Origin of the sequence: Microbacterium sp. Kw_RZR3 (genome assembly GCF_029222405.1) — a bacterium.
In the GTDB taxonomy this organism is placed as follows: domain Bacteria; phylum Actinomycetota; class Actinomycetes; order Actinomycetales; family Microbacteriaceae; genus Microbacterium.
The window spans coordinates 1-6,539 of the sequence record NZ_JARHXC010000175.1 but is presented as its reverse complement, the minus strand read 5'-3'; the positions used below and the strand labels follow the sequence as shown (position 1 = coordinate 6,539).

The 6,539-nt window shown below is 71.2% G+C and carries 6 protein-coding genes; 2 read left to right on the top strand and 4 right to left on the bottom strand.

The genetic code is table 11. From position 1 onward, the window contains the following. Together P2P98_RS09155 and P2P98_RS09150 are read left to right on the top strand one after the other, a co-directional pair. On the top strand, positions 1-626 hold a 626-nt coding region (locus tag P2P98_RS09155; RefSeq protein WP_275799356.1), incomplete at its 5' end, for an alpha/beta hydrolase. A 498-nt stretch (positions 627-1,124) separates the two neighbouring features. Further along, positions 1,125-2,501 carry an amidohydrolase family protein gene (locus tag P2P98_RS09150; protein WP_275799355.1) on the top strand — a complete coding sequence of 459 codons (1,377 nt, stop codon included), beginning with the start codon at positions 1,125-1,127 and terminating at the stop codon, positions 2,499-2,501. Positions 2,502-2,614: 113 nt separating this feature from the next. Here P2P98_RS09150 and P2P98_RS09145 read toward each other — a convergent pair whose 3' ends face one another. The 4 genes from P2P98_RS09145 to P2P98_RS09130 all read right to left on the bottom strand — a co-directional run bounded on the left by P2P98_RS09145 (position 2,615) and on the right by P2P98_RS09130 (position 6,475). Continuing rightward, entirely contained in the window at positions 2,615-2,986 is a 372-nt protein-coding gene (locus P2P98_RS09145) for a hypothetical protein (RefSeq protein ID WP_275799353.1), read from the bottom strand. A gap of 129 nt (positions 2,987-3,115) precedes the next feature. Continuing rightward, complete coding sequence (locus tag P2P98_RS09140) at positions 3,116-4,327, bottom strand: MFS transporter (RefSeq protein WP_275799352.1); 1,212 nt, start codon at positions 4,325-4,327, stop codon at positions 3,116-3,118. A 40-nt stretch (positions 4,328-4,367) separates the two neighbouring features. Next, complete coding sequence (locus P2P98_RS09135; RefSeq protein ID WP_275799351.1) at positions 4,368-5,147, bottom strand: creatininase family protein; 780 nt, start codon at positions 5,145-5,147, stop codon at positions 4,368-4,370. Further along, positions 5,144-6,475, bottom strand: coding sequence for an FAD-binding oxidoreductase (locus P2P98_RS09130; protein ID WP_275799350.1), 1,332 nt, complete (start codon positions 6,473-6,475; stop codon positions 5,144-5,146). The genes P2P98_RS09135 and P2P98_RS09130 overlap by 4 nt, the downstream gene beginning before the upstream one ends. Positions 6,476-6,539: the final 64 nt, after the last annotated feature.

Below are 6,539 nucleotides of genomic sequence, written 5' to 3'. Positions count from 1 at the left end.
TCGCCGCCGCGACGGGGACCCAGGTGCTGAGCGTCGACTACCGGCTTGCGCCCGAGCATCCCTTCCCCGCCGGGCTCGACGACTGCGAGCGGGCGTTGCGTTTCGCCGCCTCGGGGGCCGAAGGGCTGATCGACCCCGCGCTGCTCGGGGTCGCCGGGCACAGCGCGGGGGGCAACCTCGCCGCCGCGCTCGCTCTGCGCTCGCGCGAGGGTCGGGCTCCCGGCATCCGGGTCCAGGTGCTGCTGTGCCCCGTGCTCGACGCCCCCGACCCCGAGCGCCCCAGCTACCGCGCGCACACCGAGAACCTGCCGCTGACCGCGAAGGGCATGCAGTGGTACTGGGGGCTGTACGTGCAGGATGCCGCGGGCGCGGTGCCCGTCGAGGCGGCGCCGCTGCGCGCCGCCGTCGTCGATGGGTCGGCGCCGGCGGTGATCGTCGCGGCGGGCGTCGACCCGCTTTCGGACGAGGCCGAGGAGTACGCCGGGCGGTTGGCGGCATCCGGAGTGCCCGTCGAGTTCGTGCGGCGCGAGGGTGTGCCGCACCTGTTCCTGGTGTTCCCGTCGACGCCCGCGCGCGACGAGGTCCTCGAGGCGATCGCGCCCGCGGTGCGTCGCGCCTTCGCCTGATCTGCGGCGCGCGTAGGGCGATGCGCCGCCGCGCGCGTTCGGCGTCGGCTGGACCGTGTCCCACTTTGTGCAGTCCCAGGGGTGCTGAGCCGCACATTTTGGGACACGGAGAGGCCACCGGTGCTCACGGCCGCTGAGCCGACTCGCGTCGGCTGGACCGTGTCCCACTTTGTGCAGCCCCGGGGGTGCTGGGCCGCACATATTGGGACATGGAGAGGCCACTAGTGCTCACGGCCGCTGAGCCGACTCGCGTCGGCTGGACCGTGTCCCACTTTGTGCAGCCCCAGGGGTGCTGAGCCGCACATTTTGGGACATGGAGAGCCACCGGTGCTCACGGCCGCTGAGCCGACCCGCGTTGGCTGCACCGTGTCCCACTTTGTGCAGTCCCAGGGGTGCCGAGCCGCACATATTGGGACGCGGCGCGACGAAACCGTCACGCAAACGCTCCGCCGCACGCTTGGAACACCGCGGAAACACGCGATTGTTACCGTCATCAACATGTCGCTCCTGGTCACCAACGCACGCCTCATCACCGTCCCCGCGGGCACCGACGACCCCGGATACATCGAGCGCGGCTACATGCTCGTCGAAGACGGACGCATCTCCGCGATCGGTGCCGGTGACCCTGCCCCGGATGTCTCCGCGGACGAGGTCCTCGACGTCGACGGCAAGTTCGTCGCCCCGGGATTCGTCTCCTCCCACAGCCACCTCTTCACGAGCGGCTCGCGCGGTCTCGGCGTCGACCAGACGCTCTACGGCTGGTGCACCTCGATGTTCAGCGTGCTCAACAACGCCTCGCCCGACCAGATCTACTGGGCGACCCTGCACGGTTCGCTCGACTTCCTCGCCAACGGCGTGACCACGGCGTACAACTTCACCGACCCGCTCCTGCCCTGGGAGCCCATGGTCGACGGCAAGCGCGCCGACGGCGGCGGACAGCTTCGCGATCACGCCTGGCACACCCGACAGGCCGACGGATGCCATGACGCCGGGCTCCGCTTCGTCGACTCCATCGCACTCGACGCCACCGTCGGCACCGACGACGAGATCTTCGCCCGGTTCGAGGCATCCCTCGATCACGTCCTGGCCATGGACCCCGACATCGCGCTCGGCGCGTCGATCATGGGGCAGGTGCAGTGGTCGACTCGGCCGGATGCCGCTGAGATCGAGGTCGCGGTCATGGACCGCTTCGGCGTTACCAACCAGGCGCACTTCCTCGAGACGTACGAGGCGATCGAGCACCAGCAGACGAAGTTCCAGCTGTACAAGAACGCCGGAGCCCTGCGGCCGGGCATGATGTTCGGGCACTTCATCCAGACGACGCCCGAGATCATCGCGGATGCCGCTGCCGGCGGCGCGAGCATGTCGTGGCAGCCCGCGTCGAACGGGCGTCTCGCGTCCGGCATCGCGCATGTGCCCGAGATGCTCGACCTCGGCATGAAGGTCGGCATGGGCCTGGACGACCAGGCGTGCACCGACGTCGCCGACCCGTGGCAGAACATGCGCATGGGCATGTTCATGCAGCGCGCACGCACCCACGACCCGCTGTCGATGATGCCCGAGCGGGTCCTGCGCCTGCACACCCTGGGCGGCGCCGAGATCATGGGCGTCGACGACCGCGTCGGCAGCCTCGAGGTCGGCAAGTTCGCCGACTTCGTGGTGGTCGACCCGCGCACCCCCGACATCGGTCCGCTGTGGAACCCCGTGCGCAGCTACGTGCTCGCGTGCGGCACGCGCAACCTGAAGCAGGTGTACGTCGGGGGCAAGCTCGTGAACGAGAACGGCGTCTCGACGAACCCGCTCGCGGTCGAGGCATCCGAGGTCCTGCACACGCAGCTGCCCGCCCTGGCTGACGAGTTCGGCGTCATCCTCTAGCCCCGCGGCCCCCGCCCGCGCCGGCTTCCCTCAACTTGAGTGTCCAAGACACCCGGACGTGTCGCGGCACCTTCCCGGGTGTTTTGGACACTCACCGAAAGAGGACTCGCGCTTCACAGGCCGAACTCGGCCCGCACGTCGGCGATGTCACCCAGCTCGTCGCGGAGCCGGGCGACGAGTTCCCGGCCCTCGGCGATCCACCGGTCGAGGTCGGGCACCTCCTCTTCGAGGTCCCGGTTCTGCCAGTGGTCGTTCCACGCCACGAGCCGGTCCTGCAGCTCGGACGAGAGGGGCAGGGCGTCGCGCTCGAACGGGTAGTTGTCCGTGTAGTTCTCCCAGAGGGGGAGGCCGCTGATCCACTCGGGGAACACGCGGATGAGCCGACGACCGTCCTCGAGCCGCGGCGGTGTCGTGGGCGCCAGCGACCGTTCCTGCCAGCTCCAGTGCGCCAAGCGCGCTCGCCGTTCCTCGGTCTCGGGCTCCACGAAGACCACGCTACGCGTCGCGCGTTCCTCGCCGCGCTTGTCCGGTCCCTTCGACAGGCTCAGGGACCTCGGTGGCGGCAGGGGGTCTCGGTCGTGCACGGTGGCTGAGCCCGTCGAAGCCTCCGCCCCCTACCGCCGCCGTGCCCGCAACAACGCCTCACCCACCGCGGCGATCGCCGCCGCGAGAGCCAGCGACACCGCGATCGTGACCAGGGCAGTCGCCGGGCCCGTGGCATCCAGGGCCGCTCCCGCGATCACCCCGCCGATCGGCACGCCGAGCGACATCGCGGCGGTCGGGTAGGCGAGCGTCTCGGTCACACGCCCCTCGGGTGCCCGCGCGGACGCGACCAGGATGCCGGACACCATCACCGGCGACACCGCGAGGCCCAGCAGCAGGATCACGCCGAACAGCACGGGCGCCGAGCCCTGCGCCACGGGCAGGCCCGCGGCGACGACGGCGGCCAGCGCCGCGAAGCCGATGTATCGAGCGGCGGGCGACAGCTTCCATGCGCGCGCGCCCGTGATGACCGAGCCGATGGCGATCGCCACCGCCAAGGCGCTGAACGCCGGGCCCGCGAGCCACGGCCGTTCGCTGAGCTCGGCCCAGCCGACGAGGCTGACGTCGAACGCGCCGAAGACCCCGCCGAGGGCGATGCACGCGATCGCCACCGGGATCACCCCGGCGGGCGGGAGCACGAGACCGCGACGAGGCCCACGCGGGGTCGCGACGGGCTGCGTCGCCCGCTGTGACGCGAGCCACACGCCGCCGACCACCCCGAGCCCGAGCGAGCCGAGCATCGCCACGGCGGGATCGATCGCGGCGGCGACCGCGGTGATCGCGGGCGGTCCGGCGATGAACACCATCTGGTCCGCGATCGTCTCGAGCGCCAGAGCCGCGGTGCGCTGCGACTCCGGGGCCAGCACGGTCCACCGCGCGCGCACGGCCGAGGTCAGATCGGGAGTCGAGGCGCCCGTCACGAACGCGGCGACGAGCCACGTCCAGAACGGTGCCCCCGCGAGCACGAGGGCGAGGAATCCGGATGCCGCGAGCACGAGGCATCCGAGAGACACCAGGATCACCCGCGCCTGGCCGTGCCGATCCATGCGCGACGACCAGAGCGGCGCCGCGACTGCCATGCCGCCGACCAGCGGCGCGACGACGAGTCCCGCGGAGGCGAAGCTCCCGGTCACCGCCGACACCAGAAGGATGATGCCGAGCGACAGGGTCGCGCGCGGGAAACGGGCCAGGATGCCCGCGGCGACGAAGCTCCGCGCCCCGGGCAGGCGCAGCACCTGCCCGTAGGCGCGAACCCCCTGACGCGTCTCGGCGGCGGCGCTCACGCGCGCGCCGCCGAGCCCATCGCGTTCGGCGTCACGGCGCTCACGCCGTGTAGTCGAATCGGCTGATCTCCTCGAGGGCCTCGACCACGAACGACACGCTTTCCTCGAACAGCTGCGCGCCGTGCGCCGCGTTCGCCCCCGTGGGGTCGCCGAGCACGCCCGTGGGACCGAAGTCGTTCGACAGCCAGCCGAAGGTCACGGGTTTGCCGTTGAAGCCGATGTGCCGGAAGTCGCCGATGTGCGCCGGCACCGTCGCTTCGAATTTCGACGCGTCGACGAGCTCGGGCCGCAGGTGCATGATCATGCTCGTCTCGCCGTGGCCGGCGTGGATGCCGGTGCCGTGCTCGTCGGGGCCGCCGTCGGTGCCGTCGAACGAGGGCACGCGCGCGGCGGGCATGAAGAACGTGCGCAGGCCGAAGCGGCGGCGCAGCTCGCGGTTCGCGACGTTCAGTAGCGCGACGTTGCCGCCGTGCCCGTTGAGGAACACGAGGGTGCGGGCGCGCGTGGTCAGAAGCGACCGGCCGATGTCGACGATCGTCTGCATCATCGTCTCGGGCGTGAGCCACAGCGTCCCGGGAGCCCAGGAGTGCTCGTCCGACTTCGTGATCGACAGGGTCGGCAGCTGCCAGACGTCGAGGCCCTGGGCCGCGGCCCGCGCGACGGCGGCGGTCGCCGAGGCCTCGGCCACGATCGCATCCGTCGCCAAGGGGAGGTGCGGACCATGGTGCTCGATCGCGCCCGTGGGGAGCACGACGATGGAGGTCGAGGTAAGGGCTTCGGCGGCGGCGGGGCCGCTGAGCTCGGCGAGCAGACGGGTCATGAGATGATCGCTCCCTTGCGCGCACCGGTGTAGTCGGGGTTGAGCTTGCCGGGGTTCAGCAGCCCGTTCGGGTCGGTCACCCGGGCCGTCTCGACGGTCTGCTCGACGTTGAAGTCGACGTTCCACTGGTGCGGGTTGTGGACGCCGACGCCGATCGCATTGAGCTCGGCGATGCCGCGGTACACGTCCTCTTCGCTGACGTAGGGGGCGGCCAGCATGCCGATCGGGAACGCCTTCGTCGACTCGATGTGCAGCTTGCCGCCGGCGAACACGCCCTCGACGGCTTCGATGTCCTCGGCGAGGGGAGCTCCCGCGACCTCGAGGTGGAAGACCTCGTGCGGCTGGCTCTTCTGGTACCACTCGATCGGGTGGTTGTAGCTGAGCATCGACAGGCGGATGCTCGCCTGCGGCCCCTCGCGCACCGCTTCGACGCGCCCGCCGGCGCCCTCGATGATCGCGGTCACGGTGTCGATCTGGGCGGCATCCAGGATCACCCGAAGGCTCGAGCGCCCCTCGGGGATGGCCTCGTCGCTGGGGAGGGATGCCGAGATCTCGGGCCCGTCGCCCGACACGAGGCGTGGCGAGGGGTCGAGGTTCCCGATGGTCTGCACCACCGAGAGCGTGCCGGCGAAGTCGGGGAAGCTCGCCCAGAGCCCGCGCCACTCGCGCAGCGGCTCGAGGCGGACGGTCGCGCGGACGATCACGCCCGCGGTGCCGTAGTTGTGCACGTACTTCTGGGCCTCGTCGCCCTCGACGTGGTGGATCTCGGCGCTGCCGTCGGCGTGCACGACGTCGAGGGCGGCGACGAAGCCGCGGTCGTTGGAGCCGTAGGCGATCGAGCCGGTGCCGCCGGAGCCGCCCGAGAGGAAGCCTCCGATCGTGGACTGCGCGGTCGAGGGGTACATCCAGAGCGCCTGCCCGCTGGCCCACGCGGCCTGCTCGAGCAGCACCATGGGGGTGCCCGCCTCGGCGGTGATGAAGCCGTCGCCGACCTCGACGATGGCCTTGGCGCGCGTGGTGTCGATGACGAGGCCGCCCTGCATCGGAATGGCCTGGCCGTAGTTGCCCGTGCCCTTGCCCCGCACGGTGATCGGGACCCCGTGACGGGATGCCGCGGCCACGGCCGTGGCGATCTGTTCGGCGTCGGCGGCGAAGACGACGAGATCGGCCAACCCGAGCGGGAGCTGCGCGGCGATGATCGGCGACATCGGCGATCCGTCGACGCTGGCGCGCTCGCGGACGCGCGGTTCGGTGCTGACGGCGGCGGGGCCGAGCAGGTCGAGGAGCTCGTCCTCGAGGGAGAGGACGCGGGTGGCGGTGTCGCTCATGGGTGTTTCTCCGGGTGGAACGGGGACGTGGGGTGTGTGGTTCCGGTCCCTTCGACGGGCTCAG

Excerpts from the sequence above, each read along its gene's own strand:
- P2P98_RS09150 (WP_275799355.1), top strand. The coding sequence starts at position 1,125 with ATGTCGCTCCTGGTCACCAACGCACGCCTCATCACCGTCCCCGCGGGC.
- P2P98_RS09135 (WP_275799351.1), bottom strand. The coding sequence starts at position 5,147 with ATGACCCGTCTGCTCGCCGAGCTCAGCGGCCCCGCCGCCGCCGAAGCC.
- P2P98_RS09130 (WP_275799350.1), bottom strand. The coding sequence starts at position 6,475 with ATGAGCGACACCGCCACCCGCGTCCTCTCCCTCGAGGACGAGCTCCTC.